The 22,291-nt window shown below is 55.1% G+C and carries 12 protein-coding genes and 1 pseudogene; 4 read left to right on the top strand and 9 right to left on the bottom strand.

Translation table 11 applies throughout. The features are described from left to right. Position 1: 1 nt before the first annotated feature. The 3 genes from JHL21_RS00065 to JHL21_RS00055 form a co-directional block, all read right to left on the bottom strand. Positions 2 to 466 (bottom strand): tripartite tricarboxylate transporter TctB family protein, encoded by a 465-nt coding sequence (locus tag JHL21_RS00065; RefSeq protein WP_169193754.1) that lies wholly within the window; start codon positions 464 to 466, stop codon positions 2 to 4. 64 nt (positions 467 to 530) lie between these two features. After that, positions 531 to 1,493, bottom strand: coding sequence for a tripartite tricarboxylate transporter substrate binding protein (locus tag JHL21_RS00060; RefSeq protein WP_200211120.1), 963 nt, complete (start codon positions 1,491 to 1,493; stop codon positions 531 to 533). 49 nt (positions 1,494 to 1,542) lie between these two features. Beyond that, complete coding sequence (locus tag JHL21_RS00055) at positions 1,543 to 2,430, bottom strand: hypothetical protein (RefSeq protein ID WP_200211119.1); 888 nt, start codon at positions 2,428 to 2,430, stop codon at positions 1,543 to 1,545. A 122-nt stretch (positions 2,431 to 2,552) separates the two neighbouring features. Here JHL21_RS00055 and JHL21_RS00050 point away from each other — a divergent pair, with 122 nt between their 5' ends. Together JHL21_RS00050 and JHL21_RS00045 are read left to right on the top strand one after the other, a co-directional pair. Next, positions 2,553 to 3,449 carry a LysR substrate-binding domain-containing protein gene (locus JHL21_RS00050; RefSeq protein WP_200211117.1) on the top strand — a complete coding sequence of 299 codons (897 nt, stop codon included), beginning with the start codon at positions 2,553 to 2,555 and terminating at the stop codon, positions 3,447 to 3,449. 775 nt (positions 3,450 to 4,224) lie between these two features. After that, positions 4,225 to 4,563, top strand: coding sequence for an immunity 8 family protein (locus JHL21_RS00045; RefSeq protein ID WP_200211116.1), 339 nt, complete (start codon positions 4,225 to 4,227; stop codon positions 4,561 to 4,563). Between the two features lie 120 nt (positions 4,564 to 4,683). Here the strand turns inward: JHL21_RS00045 and JHL21_RS17640 are convergent. Further along, positions 4,684 to 4,823 (bottom strand): annotated as a pseudogene (locus JHL21_RS17640) (integrase core domain-containing protein); the annotation flags it as partial. Positions 4,824 to 6,319: 1,496 nt separating this feature from the next. Here JHL21_RS17640 and JHL21_RS00035 point away from each other — a divergent pair. Next, on the top strand, positions 6,320 to 6,982 hold the full coding sequence (locus tag JHL21_RS00035; RefSeq protein WP_200211112.1) for a response regulator transcription factor: 663 nt from the start codon (positions 6,320 to 6,322) through the stop codon (positions 6,980 to 6,982). Between the two features lie 15 nt (positions 6,983 to 6,997). On the opposite strand, the gene JHL21_RS00030 is transcribed toward JHL21_RS00035, so the two are convergent. The 5 genes from JHL21_RS00030 to JHL21_RS00010 all read right to left on the bottom strand — a co-directional run bounded on the left by JHL21_RS00030 (position 6,998) and on the right by JHL21_RS00010 (position 21,604). Beyond that, positions 6,998 to 8,413 carry a sensor histidine kinase gene (locus JHL21_RS00030; RefSeq protein WP_254081913.1) on the bottom strand — a complete coding sequence of 472 codons (1,416 nt, stop codon included), beginning with the start codon at positions 8,411 to 8,413 and terminating at the stop codon, positions 6,998 to 7,000. A gap of 86 nt (positions 8,414 to 8,499) precedes the next feature. Beyond that, positions 8,500 to 9,798 (bottom strand): HlyD family type I secretion periplasmic adaptor subunit, encoded by a 1,299-nt coding sequence (locus tag JHL21_RS00025; RefSeq protein WP_200211109.1) that lies wholly within the window; start codon positions 9,796 to 9,798, stop codon positions 8,500 to 8,502. Positions 9,799 to 9,808: 10 nt separating this feature from the next. Further along, the gene (locus JHL21_RS00020) at positions 9,809 to 11,695 is read right to left on the bottom strand and encodes a calcium-binding protein (RefSeq protein ID WP_200211108.1); all 1,887 of its coding nucleotides are present in this window, start codon (positions 11,693 to 11,695) and stop codon (positions 9,809 to 9,811) included. Then, positions 11,692 to 13,455, bottom strand: coding sequence for a type I secretion system permease/ATPase (locus tag JHL21_RS00015; RefSeq protein WP_200211107.1), 1,764 nt, complete (start codon positions 13,453 to 13,455; stop codon positions 11,692 to 11,694). Before JHL21_RS00015 ends, JHL21_RS00020 begins: the two co-directional genes overlap by 4 nt. A gap of 70 nt (positions 13,456 to 13,525) precedes the next feature. Beyond that, on the bottom strand, positions 13,526 to 21,604 hold the full coding sequence (locus JHL21_RS00010; protein WP_200211106.1) for a peroxidase family protein: 8,079 nt from the start codon (positions 21,602 to 21,604) through the stop codon (positions 13,526 to 13,528). A 410-nt stretch (positions 21,605 to 22,014) separates the two neighbouring features. Between JHL21_RS00010 and JHL21_RS00005 the strand changes: the two genes are divergently transcribed. Further along, on the top strand, positions 22,015 to 22,291 hold a 277-nt coding region (locus JHL21_RS00005), incomplete at its 3' end, for a transposase (protein WP_200211105.1).

The following is a 22,291-nucleotide window of genomic DNA, read 5'->3' as shown; positions in this document are numbered from 1 at the left end:
TCTACTGGCCCAGAAATACTGGCAAAAGTGGGATCTGCAGTTTCAGCAGCAGATGGAAAATGCCGAAGCCGATGACGAGCTGAACACCCATGTTGATCAGGATCGTTTTGAGCTTGGTGCCGGGACTGGCAAGACTGGTCAGACCGGCGCAGATCGCCAGTGTGAGTAGCAAACCAAACGACTGGATCAGCAGCGCAAAAGACACCGTGGCCACGACCACAATGGCCAATCCACGCAGGTTAAGCGTCTCAAGCCTGCCGTCTTCTTCAGGCTCACCGCGCAACGATGTGATGACCACACCGATCCCCAAAACAGTCAACAACGCCCCCAGCATGAGTGGGAAGAACCCTGGCCCCATACGGCCCGGTGTACCAAGGCGATACTCAAGTGAGGCTATGGCAAAGAACAAGCCAATGGCGACAAACAGGCCACCTGCGACGAGGTCCTTTTGACTTCTGATGGTCATATGACCTCCAAAATTTTGGCGAAGTTGAGCCGCCACCTCAGGCGGCGGCTCGGTGCCTTAGGCGTTATTCGGGACGGATGCCCTGCTCTTCGGCGACCTTGCGCCAAGTTGCATATTCACCCTGCACCTGTGCTGTGAATTCTGCTGGCGTACCCCAAATCGGGCGACCGCCATCGCGCTGCAAAAACTCCGCCATTTCAGGCGTCTGCAGCACAGTGTTCAGGTCAGCGTTGATCTTTTCAACCAGAGCCGCGTCCATACCAGCTGGGCCAAACAGACCCCACCAGTTTTCGATAATAGCGTCGTTCATACCCAGTTCGCCAACGCTTGGCAGATCTGGCAAGGTTTCAGAGCGTTCTGCACTGGACACCAGAATGCCGGTCATCAGGCCTTCACGAACATGGGGAATAACCTGCGTGATGGAGCCGTAGAACAGGTCGGCATGGCCGCCGATAACGTCGGTCATTGCAGGCGAGCCGCCGCTATAGTGCACTGGCACCATCTGAAGTTCCGCAGCGCTACGCAGAATTTCCGTGGCGAATTGGTTGAGCGAACCAACGCCAACAGTGGCGTAGTTGAGTTCCTGCGACTTCGCTAGGGCAGCGAACTCTTCATAGTTCGAAACGCCGAGCGATGGGCTCACAGCCAGCAACAGCGGGGTCGCTCCAATGCGGCCGATGTGGGTCAGATCTTCAGACGGATTGACCAGTGGAGTTTCTTGAATCGCCGCACTCATGGTCACCGTCGCCGAATTGACCAGCAGGGTGTAACCATCTGGATTGGCATTGGCGACCTGACCGGTCGCCAACAGCGTGCCTGCACCTGGAATGTTTTCGACAACGACGGTCTGCCCCCAAGCAGCACCCAATTTGTCGGCAAGAAAACGGCCAACCAAATCAACCGCGCCACCCGGCGCGAATGGAACAACCAGAGTAACCGGCTTGTCCGGATAGCTCTGCGCCTGTGCACCAGCGCTGGTCGCTGCAACGAGAATAGTGCTCGCCAGTAACGTCTTAATCAAATTCATAGTGTCCCTCCCACGGGTTGGTTGTGGTGGCGCGTTGGCCACCTGTTCGTTAGACAAAAAGGCTATCGAGAGTGATGGATGGCGGCAGAATTTGTTGCTCGATGGAGAAATCGACCAGCATCTGCATTGACTTCCGGTTTTCCTCCAAGCCAGCCTTGTAGAGTTCGAGCCCGGCTGGCAGGCCATGTTTCGAACTATCCAAATCGCCTCTTTCTTGTGCGATTTCCTTAGATTTATCAAATAGTTCGGTCAACTCTTCGAGGATCCAAGGATGTTGATCCAACACTTCCCGACGCACGCAAAGAACATGGTTCACCGGGAAGATACCGGTGCGCGCATGCCACTCGGCACCAGCAAGTTTGGCGTCGGCAATGACCGGGCGCGTACCCTCTGGAACCCCATGTAGGCCGGTGATCGCGTCGACCTTGCCTTGCTTAAGCAAGCTCAGCAGGCTCTCTTCGCTTTCTTCGAGCGTCACGAAGTCCGGATCCTTGAACTGCGGAACGTGCGGACCTTCTTGAATAATCCAGTTCACGTCGCGCAGATGGAGGCCATATTCGTGTGCCAAAATCCCGCGAACCCAGATGCCCGTCGTTTGGGGCCAAGAGCGCGCCAAGACGCGCTTTCCCCTAAGATCGTCTGGCCCGCGAATGTCAGAGTCGACGCTGGTCAGAATGGACGTGTGGTGCATGCGGCACGAGGCCGGTAGCGGCAGACCGACGATCGGCACCCCAGCATGCATCGCCTGCCCCAGCGTCGCGATCGGCATTTCGGAGATGTCAAACTCGAGGTCACGCACCATGCGCCGGAAGGCTACGTGGAACGGCTCGACGGCCACTTGGTCGAGAGCGAACCGGTCAGACTGCGCCAATCTCTCACGAATTGGACGGACTTGAACCATATCGCCAATGGCAGATTTGAACCGCAAAGCTTGCACAGAATACCCCCTACTTGGTCCGGTACGATCCGAACACGTCGCTTTCGGTAACTATCCCGCCTTGCAACCAATTAGGTCAAATGCGATGAATCCATAAAGCTATAACCAAAAGGAATAGAGACATGGCCTGGCGCTTTAAGCTTCGGCATATGGAGGTTTTCCGCGCCCTCATGCTCACAGGCAGCACGATCGAAGCCGGCAAAACGCTCAATGTCAGCCAACCCGCTGTCAGCAAAACGCTTTCGGAGTTGGAAGCTCAGCTCGGAACAACACTCTTTTTGCGCACGGGTGGTCGTCTGGTCCCTACTCCAAAAGCTGAATGGCTGTTCGATGCCTCGCAGGAAACACTGGCCCGCGTCGATCACCTCGATGCCATTCTGCGCGATATTGAAAGCGTGCCACAACGCCCGATCCGGTTGTTCGCCAATTCGGCTATGGCACACTCCATTTTGCCGGAAGCACTTGTTCTCTTTCGGCAATCTCATCCGTCGATCACCGTCTCCACGGACGTTGTTGCCCGCCGCGACAACCGTCGTTGGTTGAACGATCAGGAGTTTGATCTGGCGGTCACCATGCTGCCCGTTGAGTACCCCAATGAGTTAATCACCACTCTGCCGGTGGCCGACGGTGTCTGCATTCTGCCCAAGGGTCACAAGTTGCGAGACCAAGAGTATATCGAGCTATCCATGCTCGAGAATGAACCTCTGGTCGCCCTGCAACGGCACAATTTGACTCGGTATAAGGTCGAGCAAGCATTCAGCAGTGCCGGTCTGCGCTACAATATTGCAGTCGAAACCGCCACTGCGGCTTCCCTTGTCATGTTTGTCACCGCAGGTCTCGGTGTCGGCATCATTGACCCGTTCACTGCCGAGAAGCTTCGTCCTCTTGGCTATGAGATCAAACCGTTACGCCCGGCCATCGAATTTGCCTTCGGCATTCTCGCCCCAATGCGCATTCAATCCCGCCCCGAGATCGCCGACCTCTCCCACTGCATTCAGCAAGCCTATTCATCCGGTTGAACTGTGTGTCCAACGCTCGGGGGGAGCATGTATCGCCCAGACCGACGCCCTGCCCTCTCGCCTCTCCGCTCAAATTGAACCCAGGTCTTTCCCACGGAGGAGCCCCCCAACCAGGCCCATTTCAGCCAACAGATGCCCATCAGCGAATTTCCGAAGGCCGCCATCACACAGGGATGGATGGCACAAATGAGGTGGAGGGTTAGCAGGAACGAAGCCGGTGACTTTACTGCCCACGAGACTTGGGAGACGCAAGCATACAAATGATCTTCTGAATAGGACAATGACCGATAAACAACCGGTGGATTGTACCCTCAGCGTAAAAACTAAGGTCTTTTCCGCTGCGTGCGCAGAAACCGCCGACGACCCGCCGAGAAAGCTTGGTGCTCCCTTGGTACGTGCGTTGCGTCCTCCCAAGCTACGAGCGAAAGCGCTGGGCGAAGCTGAGGTGGAGGCGCGTAGCGCAGCGGCACTGTAATGGACCGGTTAGCAAGACTTAGGGCAAACCTTATCGACTACTCCAAGTTCCCCACCAGCGTGCCGGGTGTGCTCCCGATCTGGCACCTTGGGGCACTTTCGGTTCTGAGAGAGACGGAGCGCTTAGAAGCTTATCTAGCAAGCATGAAGGCTGGCGACGGGGTTGGTTTCGCCCTTATGTAAGCGTCGATATGATTGCTCGGGCGCTGAAGTTGGCTCAAGGCAATAATGCGCGTGGACTGCTGCCGTCAGGTGCGTGGGGCGCGAACGGACATGTTAATGTGACACCATGATTGCAACCGTGAAATCCATCGACCTTATTGAACATGAGACCTATGCATATTGGCCAGATGACGTTGAGGATTTCTGCGTCGCGGCCGAAGCTATGATTGGGCCTGATGGTGAGGATGGAGCCGATATCTTTAGCTTTGAGGTGTGCACCCCAAAGTGGTTCTACAAGAATAGACTGAACTCAGCGGCGTTTGCCAGGCACGTAGTTTTTGTATCTGCGTATGATGAGAAGGCCGTGCAAAACCTCGTGGTCGACACAGTGGCGAATATCACCGGGGGGACTTGGAGCGAAATTGCTGAAAAGTTGTCTAGGTACTTTAGGTGGGAGTATGAGGATTACCGATCCTAACCTAGATCCTTTGTCAGGTTCATGTAGCCCGCCCCAAATTACCTTTACAGGCTGACCTGCTCCCACAAGTGTCCGCGTTTATTGGTTAGCGCTGTTCAGGCTTTGACTTTCTGTTGACCGTTAGTGATACTCCCACGGTGTGAAGCGTCGAGGCTCGTATGGGGGCGGTTGAGTTTGTAATCGTCACGCCAAGCAGCAATCAACTCGCGGGCGTGGCGCAGGTTTGCAAACAGGTGCTCGTTGAGGCACGTGTCGCCTAGCTTGCGGCATAACATCAACCGAACGACGAGTTGCGCTCTCCACCAAGCAACGCGCCAATCTGAGCTAAAACACCTGACGACGGAAAGACTGAGCAGGATCAGACTGGCCAGCACGGCGAGTTCAAAAAATTGGAACTCAACGCTCCGCTGAAAGGCAGTGCGCGATTCACTTCAATGATTTTAATGATAGAAAATGGCGCGAGAGACGGGGCTCGAACCCGCGACCTCCGGCGTGACAGGCCGGAAAGCCTCTGAGTAAATCGACGGCAGTTTCAACATTTTCGCAGTCCTAACGGGACGTAATTTACCGAAAAGTTGAAACCAATTGTACGGAACCGATTAGACATAGAGACAGACACCCCAAGATGGGGACAATACTGTTGGCAACATGAATATAACGCCAAACTAGAGCCCGCTCTACCCGCTAAAACGACCTCGTCGCACCTGCCATTCGTACATTCGATGGGAGGAATCCTTCTGTTTATCGCGTTTTATAGATGTAATGCGTTTTAAGACATCATCAGAACCGAAACGCGAGCCAATAGCCATGTGTATCAACTAGCCAATTCGGCGGGATCGTTGTCGCTCAACATCCGCCACGAAATGACTGCCATGAACGCGCGATACCATTAGGTGCAAAAGTGGGGTGGCAGGGCTACTCCTCAACAGCTAATCATATTGGTCAAACAAATGCATGATAGCTCCCGAAACTTCATCGATAACCTCAATCCCAAAAAGTCCCGTTGCGCGATATTCCTCGCCTACCTAAGGACAATCCAGCACGACGGCAACAACCATGGCGCAGCAGTGCGCAAGGTAGGTCAGTCCGGATAGTCAGTTTTTCGGAATGGTTGATCGATCAAAATTCACCCAACTCCTCCACTATGCCGCGTGAATTGCGCAGATGTCAGCAGTAGCTGCACATCGTAGACGACAGTGTTTCGTCTCAAAAAGTAGAACCGCCCCAATCGACCACGGATTCCGTCACAAAAAGCGCGACGACTTCAGGTAACCCGTCGGTTCTTGGGGCTGCGTGATACAACCGCGAGACGCGACCAATGGCCCCAGTCTTACCAAGACGATCTCTGCCGTCGGAGCAGACTTAAAGAGCGCCCGTCCGACAGCACGAGAGACAAGAAATATTTAACAATCGGTTCGCAGAGCCAAGAACAATAGTCGGTATAGGCCCGATCTGCAGAGTTGATATCATGGCGCTCTAAAGTACGCGTTCTCCGTCGATCCCAAATGCCGGCCTGCTGTTGAGTTTTGGACCCGACCTTTTTCGGCCAAGCACTTGGTCCACTCAAGGCATGAAGCAGCGTGATAGGTAAAACATGACGCCAGGTGAACACAAATCGGCTTTGGCTTTGGCATCTGCAAGCCGTCAGCAGCTAACTCTCGCTACAAATCTGCAATAACCATTTTCACGCAAATTACTGTACATAATAAACAGTTATTTGTAACTTCAGAATAGTCAAGAAATTCTGGTTACGTATATGCCAAACAAAACAATCGCATTTATAGACGACCACCCTATTCTCTTGTCAGGACTAGTAAAATCGTTCCAAGAGACGAATGAATATCAGATTGCAGGGACAGGCAGTGCCACCACTGATTTTGCAGTGTTACTTGACCGTGATCCAGATGTTCTTATCGTCGACCTCAGTATGCCTGGCGACGTTATCGCGCAGATCGCTAGCGTTGCTGGCCCGAACCTTCGAACGAAGATCCTAGTGTTCACCGCCTCTGCCAGTATCGACCTCGCTGTTCGCGCCTTGAACGCGGGTGCAGATGGCTTCGTCCTTAAGGGGAGCACCGAGGCGGAACTGCATCAGGCTATTAATACAGTCCTCGCAGGCGACACTTTCATCACCCCAAGCTTCGCCGGCAGGGTCATAGCCTCCCTCAACAAGCGTGATAGCAAGCCGATCGGCGATAGCACTGTGAAGTTTAGTGTCCGCGAAGACCAGATCGTGCAGCTACTTCTGATCGGTCGAACAAATAGAGAAATTGCCACGCGCCTTTCCATCAGCGAGAAAACCGTCAAGCATTATATGACCTTGCTGATGCAGAAGCTGAACGCGCGCAATCGCGTTGAGGTGGTGATAGCGGCGAAAGAAATCGAGGCAGGCCACCATCGAAGCGCTGCGGCCGAGTAGCTTTCAGGCTAGCCTTCAACGTGAAACGGAATTTAGTGTCTTGCTGATGTCGACCGGTAACCGCGCTTTTAGCGACGTGCCGCGTTCATTTATGGCAACTTCCATTTCCCCACCGAACGTGGCAACGCGATTTCGGATCCCAAATAGCCCAAGCGTGGCTCTATCATTAGCTTGTGCACCATTCATGCCAACTCTCACGCCCTGATCAGAGATTTCTAACTCGATCGATTTTGAGACCCGCTTCACCGCAACCCTCTGCCCAACGCCACCAGCGTGTTTGAAAGCGTTGTTCAAACCTTCTTGGACGATACGATAGACGCATATTTTCAGCGCGTTAGTAACGTCAGGCAAGGCTTGAATGTCGAGCTCGACGCTCGTACCAGTAAGGTTCTCGTGCCGCTCTGCAGCGAGTTTCACAGCACTGGTCAAATCGATTTCTCCAATTTCTGGCAAAACCAGCCCGGTCGAGAGAGAACGCAGCTCTTTGATCACCTCTGTGGTGATGTCCTGAATGGACTGGGCATACTCTATCTCCGAATCAGTTTGAGAACTCCGCAGCAAGCGACCCAGCTTCAGCATGAGCAGGCTCAATATCTGGATTGGACCGTCGTGTAGGTCCTGACCAACGCGGCCGATCAGCTCTTCATTCGCCGCGTTAGCGTTCAACCGAGCCTCGTCCGCATCAATCCGCAATTGTTGGTTCATGCGGGCCATTGCTTCCGCTTCGCCGTATCGAGCTAGCAGCTCGGCACTTTGCCGCAAGATGAGGTTGTTGGCGCGCTGCACTATGAGATAGAGCAAGCAAAGTATGCAAATCGCTGTGACCGCCACTACGCCCCACGTGCGGTGTTGACTATCGCGCAGCTGAGCACGGAGCACGCTGGCGTTCTCATAGATTTCTCCGACGGCAACGATATTGCGGTCGCGGTCATAGAGCGGCGCATAAACTTCAATTAGAGGAATGCCGAGCGTCTGCTCATGTGCACTCTCTTCGCTGCGCATGTCTTCAAACTCGGCCACGACGTCCCCCAACGCGGCCTTTGCAACATTAATAGAGACGAATTTTTGTCCAATAATCGACTTCGGCATATTGGCGTACAGCACCGTGCCATCGCTGCGCCAAAGTTTCAGCGTGACGACACTGCGTAAAATTGGCTGACCGGATTCGAGCACCGCGTCGAGCTGCTCATGAACATGAGGGGGCAAGCTGTCATGCGTATCCAATTCCCGCAGCAAAGGCTCAACGACAGCCTCGAGAAAGGCGACCGTACCAGCGCCTGACGACACCAATACGCCGCGGGTCACCTGCTGGTTGACATAGGTACCGAGCAATAGCATCGAACCGCTCAATATGAGCGCCGCTGCAGCCATGAACTGCATGGGTAGACTAAGCCCAAACAACTGTCCGCGATCAGATGCTGCAGCCGACATATTCACAAGAATCTCTTGGCGTTCACAATGAACTTTAAAATAGAAATTCGCAGATTTAAGTCATCCACACCACATCAATTAGTAGATCACCGCTCCCGGAACACCTTTACTATCTGATCCGTGATCGGCTGCACAAAATATGACAATGCCGTTCGCTCTTCCGTCGTCACATATACCTCAACCGGCATGCCGGGTATGAGCTGACTTGCACCAATCTTGGTGATTTCGCCCTCGTCTAAAATCACGTCTCCTCTGTAGAAGAACTGGCCTGAAACAGGATCCCGCGCTGTCGCTGGCGACATATGCGTCACCTTGCCGGTGAGTTCGGGCGTTGTGCGCTGGTTCAGCGCGGGCAAGCGGAGGCGCGCAGAACTACCGATACTGACCTGATCGATAGAAATTGGCGGCACACCAAATTCCACTTTGAGCTGTGCATTCAACGGCACAATAGTCACGAGAATCTCGGCAGGTGTGATCACGCCGCCGATAGTGTGCATGTTGAGTTCATTCACCACGCCATCAATGGGTGCTCGGATTTCTGTCCGAGCGAGACGGTCAGATATGGCGTTATGGCGATCTTGCAGCTCACTCATCTTGGTGTCGAGCGAGTTTAGTTCCCGTTGTGCCTCGGTACGGGAGGTTTCGTCTATGGACAAGATTTGCAGCTTCAGTTCGTTCATTTTGCTGCGCGCACGCGCGATCGCGGCATCAATTTCGCCGCTCTCCCCCATCAATCGAGCAATGTCACGATCCGCTGCATAGAGCGGAGCCTGCTCCATCAACTGCTTGGACACCAAACTGTCCAAACGTGCCCTATGCTGTTCCACCAGAGCGATTTCCTGGTGCTTGGAGCCACGCTGAGCTTCAAGCCCGGTCACCTCTTCAGCAACTTGTTCAACCACAAGCACCAGCTGCTGCTTACGACTATTCCGATTGGAGAGATTGCCGTGGAATACGCGGCTCTCCCCCGTCACGAGGAAGTCCACCTCAGCGATCGAAGCATCGAGGCTTTCCGGAAACACGATCGTTTCGAGTAAGTCGCGCTCCGCCAAAAGGCGCGCGCGGCGCGCTGTCAGCTCCCAGCGTTGGGCTTCAATAATGGAGAGTTCGGCCTTGGTCTGAGAGTCTTCGAGACGGAGCAAGACCTGACCGGCGGTGACGCTATCTCCCTCGCGGATTGCAATCTGGCCAATGATCCCGCCATCGCGGTGCTGAATGGTCTTAATCTGCTGATCGACGACGATTTGGCCCTGAGCGATAACGGCACCCGAAATCTCGGCGGTAGCAGCCCAGCCCCCTGCTCCACCGACGAGCAGCACAGACAGAGCACTACCAAGAAGAACTCGCGACCCAAGCTTAAAACTGTCCTTGCGGTACTTACGCATTACTCATCCCTCACACGTGCTCAATGATGAAAAGAGCGCGTGTCCCTTCTAAAACGACGGTGGTTTCCCAAACGCCGTCGCGGTTAAAGTCAGCCTCAATGATGGTGTGTGTCAGCTCATCGATACGATCGTGTCGATATCGAATGAGAATATCGTCATCGTCGAAATCATCGCCATAGATCTCTTCGAAGCGGTCTTCTAGCGTGTCTAGAGCCTTTTCAAAGATGTCGAATTTCGACATCCGTATGCGATCACCGACGTTGAAGTCGATGATTGTGTGGTGATTGAGCGGCACGGATGGTGTGGTGATTTCAACGCTTGTGACTGTCGGGCAAAACTCGAACACATCGTCGCCGCCACCACCGGTGAGCTGTGTGTCCGTGTCCCCGGCGATGAAGTGATCGTCGCCCGAGCCACCGACAAAGGCTTCAAAATTCTCGAAACGATCCTCGCCAACCTCGCGGCCAGAGCTTAGACCGTTCTTGACGTCGATAGTCACGCCCTGTGTGCTGGCCGAATAGTCGAGCGTATCGTATCCCGTGCCGCCATCTTGGCGATCATCGGCCAGGTCGAGAGCGGCGATGATAAAATCATCACCCGCACCGCCGCGATTGGTATCGCTGCCCTCGCTGTCGATGACGACATCATTGTCATCTCCCCCGTCGAGAGTGTCGTTGCCGTGCCCGCCGTTGAGCACGTCATCCCCGGCACCGCCCAAGAGCTGGTCGTCCCCAGTGTCGCCAAATAGAATGTCGTCGCCTTCATCGCCGGAAAGATAGTCATCGCCCTCCCCGCCCGAAAGGATATCGTTTCCGGCGCCGCCAAATATGATGTCGTTACCACGCCCTCCATAGACGATATCGTCCCCATCTCCGGCGATGATATGATCGTCGCCATCGTCGCCGTGGATGATGTCGTCACCGCCTCGCCCGACGATATTGTCGTCCCCGCTGCCGCCGATGATGATTTCGGCGCAATCCGTGCCAATCAGATTGTCATGGCCTTCTGTGCCTTCAATAGTTGGGCGCATGACATGCACATAAGCGGTTTGCTGCATGACATAGTGGCCATCGGTAATTTCATAGGTGAGCGTTGCAATGCCCTCGAACTTCGCCTCAGCCTGAAAATACCAACTTCCCGTATCGGCCGTCAGCACACCATTGCTCGCGCGCAAATTCCGGATTGTCAGAACATCGCCGTCCGGGTCGACCGTATGTTGCAACAGATCCGGGAGGCTAATGGCGAATAGCGCGCAACCGCTGAGATCAAACAGCGTCAACGGACCGGTGTTGCGCGGTGCCCGGTTTGTGGAGTGGTCGTCATCATCCTTGTCGGGACGGCCGGGCTTAGGGGGGGGCGTTTTTGTCGATGGGGCATAAGTTATCACTGGTTGCCCGCCACCATCAAAACGGGATGGAGTGATGGAATAATCCGAAGAGAAATTGCGGAAGAAGAGATTGTCATTGGCCGTCAAGGCGGCGACGAGCGGGTCAACATCCACCAAGTTAGGCATGTCGCCCAAGCGAATATCGAGCCTTAACGCCCGCGTCGGCAAGACCACCGGATAGGCGGAGATCGAATTAAAGACTGGCGGATCGCTAGACGGCGCCTGCTCTGGCTCCCCATTATCTGGCATGGGGACGACAGCGACATCCTCCTCGAGCGCGATGTCATTCTCCGCTTCATCTTCTCCATGGCCCGGCACTTTGGCTTCTTCAGCAAAGCCAGCATTTTGCTCTGGTGCCAAAAAGGAACGCAGGTAGAGCACGATTGCCGTTAGAAGCACGGCGAACGCAAAGGGCTTATCGCTTCGCTCGTCCATGCTTTTAAGTATATATTTCTGGGCCGGATCGGCTTGCTTCGGCTCTTGCTTGGTGCCTTTGACGTCGATGATCATGTGGCCACCGACGCTTGCACGGATGGCTGCGGCCGGTTGATTGACTGACCATTGGACGACACGGGCTGCAGCATTGTCCCCAGAACGTCTTCTTTGGCGCCGAAGGCAGTCATACGGCCGTTCTGAATAACCGCGACCTTATCGACGGCCTTCAAGGCACTCGGACGATGGGCGATGATGACAGCTATGCCATTGCGTTTCTTGATGCTTTCAATGGCCGCGGTCAGCGCGGCTTCCCCTTCGCTGTCGAGGTTGGAGTTTGGCTCGTCCAATACCACAAGGAAGGGCCGCCCATACATGGCGCGCGCGAGACCGATCCGTTGGCGTTGCCCAGCGGATAGCACCGTCCCCGACGGGCCGATCTGGGTTTTATAGCCAAATTCGAGGCGGACGATCATTTCGTGCACGCCGGATGATTTGGCTGCAGCAACAATGTCGCGCGGATCAGAATTGTCATCGAGGCGGGCGATATTGTCTTCGATCGTCGCGTCGAGAAGCGATACCTCCTGCGGCAGAAAGCCAATGTAGGAGCCAAGCTTATCGTCGCGATATTGGGTGAGTTCAGCATCATCGAGCCGGACATTGCCCCGCAGACTTGGCCACACACCCGTCAGAGCGCGGGCCAGCGTGGTCTTGCCACCACCGCTAGAGCCGATAATGCCGAGCGCTTCACCAGCCTTCAGCTCAAAGCTGACATCGCTGAGCAGCACACGGCCTGTGCCTGGTGCTGCTATCGTAATGCCTTCGACCTTGAGCGAATTGGCAGGCGGCGGCAACTCTAATGGTTCGTCGGCCGAAGCCAGAGCAATCATGGTTTCCTTGAGACGGCCGTAGGCAGCTCGTGCCGATACCACGTACTTCCAGTTTCCAATGGCAAGGTCTATGGGCGCGAGAGCACGGGCAGAGGCCACAGAAGCCGCGATGATTGCACCCGGAGACAATTGCCCCTGTATGGTGAGATAGGCCCCAAGGCCAAGCACAGCTGATTGCAAGATCATCCGCAAGACGCGCGAGATCGCGCCAAATGTGCCGCTAATATCATTGGCCTTGGTTTGAAGGCTTAAATGGTCTTCGTTGGCCTCATTGAAGCGAGCAACCGCACGCCCGGCGAAACCCATGGCTTTGAGAATTTCTGCATTGCGCGCATTTGAATCGGCGATGGCATTTCGCGTCACCACCGCGCTGTGAGTGGCACTGGTCAGTCGGCGCGTCATCAGCTCGTTGAGAATAGTCAGTAAGGTGAGCACAATTGCGCCGCCGAATGCCAGCGCCCCGAGCATCGGGTGCAGCAGATAGACGAAGGCGAGAAAAAGAGGCATCCAAGGAAGATCGAACAGAGCGATCGGGCCTTGGCTACCTAAGAAGCCACGGACAGTATCAACGTCGCGTCCACGCTCAAGGGATTCGGCAGTGGAGAATCCAAACCGAGGCATGTCGATCGCGACTTGATGGGCCATAGGCGCAATTTTGCGGTCCAGCCGTGCCCCAATGCGGACGAGGATTTGGGAACGCAAAATCTCAAACATGCCTTGGAAGAAATATAAGCCAATAGCGAGCAACGAGATCGCGAGCAGTGTGGGAATGCTGCCGCTGGTCAGCGCCCGATCATAGATCTGCAGCATGTAGAAGGCGCCCGTGAGCGCCAAGATATTGATGATCCCCGACATGATGAAAAGGAACAGACCGACTGACCGGAAGCCACTGGTGAGCTGCTGGGCGTTGCGATTTCGAGCTGCCGAATTGTAATCCTTGGGACGCATTACTTACCCGCCTAAAACTGGTGAAACGCTCAACCGGGGACGCTTATTCGCCCCCGGCCGATGTGGTCAGTTAGAGATCGAAGTCGCTTGCCGTGAAGGTGTGCGAGCCCTTGATGGCAATCTTGAAATCAGCGTCTTGGCCGCCGGAGGCGTTACCGTGGACAATGGTAAAATCAACGCCGTCGCGGTTTTCCTGCGTTACGAGTAGTTCCCCACGAGCCCCGGAGAATGCACCGGAGACGAGAGTGAAGGACTGCTTGCCAGCGCTTAGCCAATCTGCATCCATCGCGCTGAGATCGATCTTATCGCCGGGCTGGAAGCCCATGATGGTATCGCCGTCAGCATCGGCTGCAGACAGGAAGCGGAAGGTGTCGTTGCCCACGCCGCCATCTATGACGTTGATGGCGCTGCTTGCCGTGATCGTGTCATTGCCAGAGCCGGTGGTTATGTTTTCGATACCCCAGAGCGTATCGATACCAGTCTGCGAGCTTTGCGCGCTGCCCCGGCCGAGATGGCCAGTGCCGAGATCCGCGGTGATGCCAGCGCTGATTGTGCCCATGTCGAGCGTATCATTGCCCGCGCCACCGTCGACTTCATCGCCGTAGTAGACATCGTTGCCGTCAGAGTCGTTGGCGAGGAAGATATCGTCACCTGCGCCGCCAACGATCGTGTCATTGCCTTTGCCACCATCGAGGATGTCATTGCCATCTTCGCCGAAGATGCGGTCATCGCCAGCCTGGCCGAAGATCATGTCGGCACCCTTGCCGCCGAGGATGATGTCATCGCCCGCGCCGCCGGTCATGATGTCTCGGCCATTGGTGCCATTCAGCACATCGTCGCCTGAAGTGCCGGTGATGACATTGTTGTTGCCACTGACAGGCGCTTCGGTGCCCGGCTGAGGCGTTACAACGCCATCGTCATCATCTTCGTCGTCGTTGTCGCTGTCGTTGCCCTCATCGTCATCATCACCATTGCCGTTCCCACCGGTGTTCCCACCTGTATCGCCGTCATCGATGATAGGTTCTTCTTCGTCGCCAGGTTCACCAGTTGGTGGCGCGAGGTGACCATCGCTGCCATCGTCAATTTCGAACTGAGGCAGCCCGCCTGGGCTGAAGAAGTTGATGGAATAGTCTTCACCGACCACGGTCGTGGTGCCATCGATATTTTCAACGACGTCGTAATCGTCGACCGTTGTGGTCAGTGGCAGCAGCACAACGTCCTGTGGGCGCAACTTGCCAATAATGGTGTCATTGCCACCACGGGTACGGAACACGATACGGTGGGCGGACGTGAGCTTAGAAATATCGACCGTGTCGTCACCACCACTGCCGTTGATGGTGATGGTGTTGAGACGGAGACTGGTTTCTTCGCCTTGTTCTGCAAAGTCGCCGATGAATTCATAGCGGTCGCCGCCAGCCATACCCTCGCCGCTGGCGCCTGATCCATTGATCGCGATCTCTTCGATCTCGCTCAATTCAGCGATGATTTGCGGCGTACCTTCGATGCCATTGGTAACGACAGTTCGGCTCACAACAATTTCGGTACCGGTGCCGCGGAACGTGGCATTGGGGAACAGCGCCTGCGCATCTTCGAATGGGTAGAACCGGAAGATTTCGTAGACATTATTCTGGCCGGTGATGACTAAGGTGTCACCCTTGATCCCTTCGGACCCACCATCGATCACATCCCAGCCCGCGGAACCATTTGCGGCTTGGGCGTTCCAGTGAACGGTGTCGTCACCCGATCCCCCAAATATGTCGTCGTTGCCAGTGCCGCCATTGATGATGTCATCGCCGGTGCCGCCATTAATCACGTCGTTGCCGGATCCGCCATTGATGGTGTCATTGCCAGCGCCGCCGTTGATGGTGTCGTTCCCATCTCCGCCGTCAAGGCTGTCGTCACCCGCGTGGCCGCTAATGGTGTCGTTTCCACCCCAACCATTGATGACGTCGTTGCCTGCGGTACCGTTGAGAGTATTGCTGCTGTTCGATCCATTTATTGGCGCGACGACACCGAGGAGGAAATCAGCAGCGGTGATTGCATTGCTGTTAGAGGCATTTGTAGAAAGGTCGGTGCCCCGGATGTTTATAGTACCAATTGTGGACCCTGCAGCATCTTTTACCGTGATAGCAACCTGGCTATTCCCGCCATTGGCCGCGGCACTACCCTGCAGTGGCGTGACGGTGCCGATGGTAACGCGAGCGCTGAAATTCTGCGACGTAATACCGAGACCGCGCAGATCTATGAGGTCCTGCCCACCACTATTATTCGTGTCAAAGTTTCGGATTGTATCGGTGCCGAAGCCTGGAGTGTTATAGACTACGGTGTCATTGCCCGAGCCGACATAGATTATGTCATTGCCAGCGCCACCGTGAACAACGTCATCGCCAAGACTACCGTCGAGAGTGTCGTTGCCATCGCCGCCATCAATGTAGTCATTGCCAGCACCACCGTTTAGCGTGTCATCGCCCACCCCACCAAAGAGGCTGTCATTGCCATCGCCGCCGTTGAGCGTGTCGTTGCCCGCTCCGCCGTCCAGATAGTCGTCGCCGGTGCCACCGTTCAGAGTGTCGTTGCCGGCCTCGCCATACAGGCTGTCGTTGCCTGCGCCACCGGTGATGACGTTGTTCAGATTATTGCCAGCGCCGGTGAAATCGCCTGTTCCGGTGTGAGTGAGGTTTTCGACGTTATCGTCGAGGTTGTAGGACGGCAGACTAGTGCGGATAGTGTCATTGCCACCGTTGGCGAGTTCAACAACCGTGTCGCCCAAATCATCGACGATATATGTGTCGTTGCCAGCGCCACCGACCAGCAAGTCGATCCCTGCACCACCGTTGAGCATGTCGTTCCCGGCACCTCCGAACAACATGTCATGGCCCGTATTGCCAGTTAGCGTGCGGTCTGTGGCTGAATTGGAAGTGGCGAGGATAGTGTTAACGTCCGCCGCTGCAGTTAGCGTGCTCCCATTCTGGCGATTCAGAACATATGTGCCACGGAAAACTTCGTCGCCTTCATCGTCTGCGAGGTAGAAGTCATAGCCTTTGTAACTTCCGCCATCGAACGTAACCGTTTCCACCGCATTGGACGAACTTCCGAAATGGTTATTGACCCGGATCTGGTGCCCATTGAGCAAAATAGACAAGGAGTTTGAGGTATTACTGTTAGTGTTATTGGAGCGAACAATATTGAAACTGTCGAGAGCAGCTCCATTCAGCGCCAAGCTAATGCGATCATCGCCGGAGGTTTCGGTGATAACGTCGCTACCGTCCTTAATGCCAAACACATAGATGTCGTCGCCTGAACCACCGTTGAGCGTGTCATCGCCGAGCCCGCCAATCAGCACGTCGTTGCCACTATGACCGTTCAGGACGTCTTTGCCACCAAAGCCCATCAAAACGTCGTGGATGAGACCGGTTCCTGACTGATCGCCATTGAGCGTTTCGACAGCATCCGTCCCGTTGATGACATTCATCGTGAGGTCGGTGAACTCAAGCCGTTCGATATTGCGAACAGTATCGCGACCGTCGAGCACCGGACGTTGAGTCACGCCTTCGATATTGTCAGTGAGCGGATCGGTTTCGTCGGATGCTGGCGGCGCATGGTCCAGATAGAGGCTGTGGTCCTTGTTCACACCGAAGGTGTAGTGCTCGCGAATGCCCGTAAATACTGCCGTATCGATGTCGCCAGTCTGCCTGCCATCAACAATTTCGCGAACGATCGATAGCGCACCAGGATTAAAGACGCCTTCCAGCATCAGTGCATCGAGGCCTTTGCCACCAAATTGTGCGTTCGCATTCGCCTTGAGGACGCCATTGACCATATCGGTTTCAAGGAAGACCTGCTTGCTCATGCCATCGGCGGTGTAATTGGTGCCGTTGTGAACGATCAGGATGCGGACATTGAGCCACTTATCGCCGTCAACGATGTCGTTGCCAGCAAGACCTTTGATCCGATCACTGCCACCACCGCCAAGCAGAATGTCAGATGCATCTGCGGTGTCTAACAGAACCTTTTCCGTGATGCCGTCACGGCCGGTTTCATTATATGCTGTCAGGTGCGCAACGAGGTTATCCAGCCCGTTGATGAGCGCGACGTTGCGTTCCAACAAGGCATTTGAATAGGCGTAGAGCGGCATGCCGGGCGCAGGAATCGCGGCCGTACCCGTCGCTTCAACACGTGTGTTCACCGGCACCACACGGCCAGTCAGATTGTCGTCGTGTTTCCAACCCGAAAGACCTTCGACGAGGTCGAAGCGGTCCCTGAGAATAAATGCTTCTTGATTGGTGAAGAGTGGAATTCCGAGGTCGGAATTAGCCCCATTTGGGTCGTCCTTGTGGATCGCCCAGTCAAAGCCCGCCATACCATTGTTACGCTGGATGCCAGTGCCCTGGAACATGATGTCGTCGCCAGCTTCGGCGTCGTAGTCAGTGTCCCCGCCCTGCCCGTTCAGAACGTCATTGCCCTGAATGCTCGAGTTGAACATCAGCTCAGAGTTTTCGCCCGACAGCGTATCGAAACGCCCACCACCCTCAATCCAGTCGTCCCCGGCTTCACCCATGAGGAAGTCCATGCCGTCGCCACCGAGGATGAAGTCATTGCCCGTGCCGCCCATCACGGTCTTGCCGTCCGGGCCGGCGATCAAGAAGTCATGGCCCGAATTGCCGAAGATCAGTGCCTTGCCGCTACCACCATGGATGACGTCATTGCCGCCTTCGCCGTGCAGGAAGTCGATTTCACCGATATCGGTGCCAGCATTGGTGATGATGTCATCGCCGTCGCCGCCGTGGAGATGGTCGACACCATAGCCGCCTTCGATGCGGTCATTGCCCTTGCCACCCCAAATAGAGTCATCGCCATCTCCAGTGATGATGCGGTCATCTCCGTCCGAACCTTGAACAAGGGCGTGTTCACCGCCACTATAGCGCAGATAGAAACCGGTCCCGTTCACGCCACGCTCAACCAGCTTCGAAATAGCCTGCAAATAGGCATTTTCGTGTACAGGATCTTCCAGACCTGTCATCGCGATCTGTTTAGCAAGATCGGCATAGAGAACGAGATCGGGCCGCGAGAAGATATCGCCCGGGATTGCAGTGCCAGTTTCATCCAAATCGGTGTTGCGCAACATCATCTTGGCGAGCGAATTGCTTTCCAATTCTGAAAGCAGGTTCAGGCCCTGCGTACGCGAGAGGTAGTAGAAGCGGTCGGCGTCCTGCAGATTTTCCATCTGCAGCTCGAAGATGAAGGCAAAGGTGGAGCCGAGCATGCCACCGAAGTCCATCTTCTTTTCAGCGAGTCCACCGACCCAAAGGTCGATCAGGTTTAGACCTGTTTCCTTAGTCGCCCAAGCGCCAGTACCGTTGAGGAAATCGACGCGGTCCGCAACATTGGAAGAGACCAGTCGCGAAAGGGAGACATCATCAACGAGCATTTGGCCAGATGTGCCGCCAGTGTTTTCGATGACAACGGACAGCCCCTGGCCTGCAAGACCAGCAGGAATAGCACCTGTTTCCAACGTCACTGTAGCCCAACCCCCGTCTGCGGGTTGAGTGAGAGCTTTGCTAGCGATCACGGTGCCATTGCTGGTGACCAAACGAACAACTCCGCCCGGCCAATCGGTATCTAGGCGATCACCAACTTTTAACGTCAGGCTAAACTTTTCACCGGCGGCGAGCGTGTGATCCGTCACTTTCGTCAGCGATGCGTTTTGCGCGAGCCACCCCACCTGGTTGGTTGAGGAAGCGGGCTGGTTGATGACGTTGTCAGCTGGGTCAAATACGCCACCTGTGCCTGTGAGACGCCAACCGTTCGGGCTTCCAACGGTATAATTGCCATTCGCATCTACATTGACGCCTGGAGCACCCGAAGCCAAAGACCCAGCCTCGAAGTCGCCGTTCGCTGACGTCAGAGCTTGCTGATCTTCGCCCAAGCCAAGGATGGACATTGCCGCATCGCGCTTTGCCTCAACCGTTTGGGCAGCCAAGATCAGCGGGTGCGTGCCGTAGGCAGCAACGAAGTTAACGATTGACGCAGGGTTTTTCAGATTGAGCGCGAAGTCCACCCAGCTTTCATATGGCTTCAGTTGGGTGTCACCATGGGCCATGGCCTGAAATTGTTCACGCGCTTCATTGAGCGTCGGCATACCGGTGTCACGGCCACGGGCAATGTTGATCGACGCCAAATCGAGCGGAATGCCGAGCAGTTGATTGCGCAGCGTATTGGTGATGAATTCATCGACTTCATTGCCAACCTGGGTGCTCATACCGCGAATAATCGCGCCAGCAGCGGCGTCATGAGTTATCCCGGCGCTCTCGTAAGCGAGCGGGTTCAAGAAGGCGTCGAAGAGAGCCATCTGGGTCGGCTTGCCGTCTGCGTCAATCAAGTCCACCGTTTCGTTCAGCATCGAGTGGCCGAAGCGATAAACGACGTTGGCAAATTCGGCAAAAATGGCTGGGTTGATGTCTGGATCAGGCTCAAACAGGAAGAGGTCAACGTCCGGCTGCATTTTGCGAGCGAACTCTTCGAATACCAGGTGCTGGTATTCCATTTCGGTGACAAAACGCGCCGCTTGGAACAAGCGCGCTCCGTCCCAAACGAGCGTGCTCGGGTCCGCTGGGATTGCCATTACTTTCACGAGCAGCCATTCGTTGAGGAATGCGAGATCCGCACTATCCAGCGCAACCTTCTTAGTCTGCTCGACAATGAGATTATGCTCACCATGGAAAATATGGTGGATCATCGTCAGGCCGATGTTTTCGTTGCCCCTGCCATCGCCTGTTACGAAGTGCGCCTCGAGTAGCTCGTTGTCGTAAGCAGTCTTGTTGCCACGCGTGTCAATGGACAACTGGTTGCCCACATCGGTATCGTTGTCCGCAGTGACAACAACTGCCTGACCATTCGCAAAGTATGTCGTGCCGGGCACGGCGTTGTGCGCAATGTCGTCAATGAATGCATGCGCTGTCCGGGCGACCCCGACCGTTGAAACAGGTGCCTGCGGATTTCCTTGAACCAGCACGTCGTCGGCCGTCCCAAGTATACCGTCGGACCCAACGCCCTTTACGAATTGTGGGTAACCGTCCTTCCCGCGAATGAAGTTGCCGTACTCGTCCGTGGCAATCAGCGGAATGCTCGAGACATCGGCGTCCGAGAGGTCAATGCCCAATATTGTGCGCGCTTGCTGCTTCACGTCAGCCCAAGTGGCCAACCCCCCCGTTTCATGACCCAACAGATAGCCCGTCTCAACAGGATTGCCGTCGACAAGTTTATATTCGCGCAGGAACACTTGCTTGGAGGCATGAGAGCCATAGGTCTGGTTCTGATCGACCCAAGGCGTCGTTGTATTCTTTGCGTCGGCTCCCGTGGAGACACGGGTCAGAACCATAAAGTTGGTGTGTGGAGACCCTGGGTTGTACAGCGGATCGTCTGTCTGCAAAGGGATGTAAACTGTACCGTTGCCACCTTTGGCGACCAGATCAAGCCCATGGTCAAAGAATTGCCCGAACAGCGTAAAGATCGCACTATATGGTGCAGAGTCTCCGATATCAGGCGAAACGTTTGGCAAATGGATGGTGGTGCCATCCATGGTGATCCCGTACCTCTCAACGGCTTCCTTAACCTCGGACCAGAGCGCTTTAAACGCATCAGAGTTCGGGCTCAGGCCTCGTACGGCGCTGAACGCGTTCTGGATATCGATGACAGCGCCAGCTTGGGCTTGCCCAGTGACCCCAGCATGCTCCAGTGCAGCGATAATTGCAGCCGGATTGCCGAGCGTCTGATCAACGATCAAGTTAGAGATAATGCGAGGCTCAATGTCCACAACATTGCCAGGCAATATGTATTGATTGTTTGTTGGATAGCCAGAGCCTGCCGGAAAGCTGCCGCTTCCCACAACCCAGCTCGGATCGGTCAACTGCGGAAAGGGTTGCTCTGCAGCGCCCCACTCCTGCCTGCCAGGCAGCAAGTTGTTGTAGCTTCCGTCTACCGTGCGCAGACCATAGGGCAGCAAATGCACTTGCTCTGATGCAGAGGAGCTGGCGTCAACGCCCCCAGCTTCGGCCACCAGCGTCGTCAGGCTCTCACCGGAAGAATGTCTTTCAGCGATCTTGATCTGCTTTAGGATGAATTCCAGATCGTGCCTAACCAAAGTGACCATGATCATGTCCCCAAATTGGCTTGATTGCCACGCTAGCGGTCGTGCATTCCGTATGCAGACAACCCAGCTCATGAAGGTTAACGTAATCTTAACCCTTACTCACTCGCTATTCCAATTCGTCCAACAACTTGCAGGACTAAAGGGACAATGAATTACACTTAACATCCGCCCTTAAGCACCGGACTAAAGTCCGAAGTTACACTCCACACCCAAGAACTTGGGAGCGCACCGCGTGAACCGAGCCCCCTAACTCTCCTCCAGATTTTGATAGAGTTCGCAACATAATGACGTGCCCCCAAAGCCCCCCCCCGCCGAACGGGCAATTTGTCCGGCATCAGGACCTATGTCTCAGAAATGGGTTTGCGATTTAAGGAGAGTTCTGGTCTCGTCTGAGTGACGAAAGAACCAGAATGGCGACGAAAACAATAAAGACGAAATCATCCGCAGAGCAGATGGTGAAGGACATCCGCCGCGCGACACGACGACACTTTTCGGCCGAGGACAAGATCCGGATCGTGCTCGACGGATTGCGTGGCGAGGACAGCATTGCTGAGCTGTGCCGGCGTGAAGGCATCGCCCAGAGCGTCTATTACTCTTGGTCAAAGGAGTTCATGGAAGCTGGCAAGCGACGTTTGGCTGGTGACACAACTCGTGCCGCCACCAATGATGAGGTTCTGGATTTACGCA

The organism is Devosia sp. WQ 349K1 (genome assembly GCF_016595685.1).
Classification (GTDB): Bacteria; Pseudomonadota; Alphaproteobacteria; order Rhizobiales; family Devosiaceae; genus Devosia.
Note: the sequence above shows the minus strand (reverse complement) of the source record. Positions and strands in the feature narration are given on the sequence as shown.

Coding starts and splice junctions, on each gene's coding strand:
- JHL21_RS00010 (WP_200211106.1), bottom strand. CDS start 21,604: ATGGTCACTTTGGTTAGGCACGATCTGGAATTCATCCTAAAGCAGATC.
- JHL21_RS00060 (WP_200211120.1), bottom strand. CDS start 1,493: ATGAATTTGATTAAGACGTTACTGGCGAGCACTATTCTCGTTGCAGCG.
- JHL21_RS00035 (WP_200211112.1), top strand. CDS start 6,320: ATGCCAAACAAAACAATCGCATTTATAGACGACCACCCTATTCTCTTG.
- JHL21_RS00020 (WP_200211108.1), bottom strand. CDS start 11,695: ATGATCATCGACGTCAAAGGCACCAAGCAAGAGCCGAAGCAAGCCGAT.
- JHL21_RS00030 (WP_254081913.1), bottom strand. CDS start 8,413: ATGTCGGCTGCAGCATCTGATCGCGGACAGTTGTTTGGGCTTAGTCTA.
- JHL21_RS00065 (WP_169193754.1), bottom strand. CDS start 466: ATGACCATCAGAAGTCAAAAGGACCTCGTCGCAGGTGGCCTGTTTGTC.
- JHL21_RS00025 (WP_200211109.1), bottom strand. CDS start 9,798: ATGCGTAAGTACCGCAAGGACAGTTTTAAGCTTGGGTCGCGAGTTCTT.
- JHL21_RS00050 (WP_200211117.1), top strand. CDS start 2,553: ATGGCCTGGCGCTTTAAGCTTCGGCATATGGAGGTTTTCCGCGCCCTC.
- JHL21_RS00015 (WP_200211107.1), bottom strand. CDS start 13,455: ATGCGTCCCAAGGATTACAATTCGGCAGCTCGAAATCGCAACGCCCAG.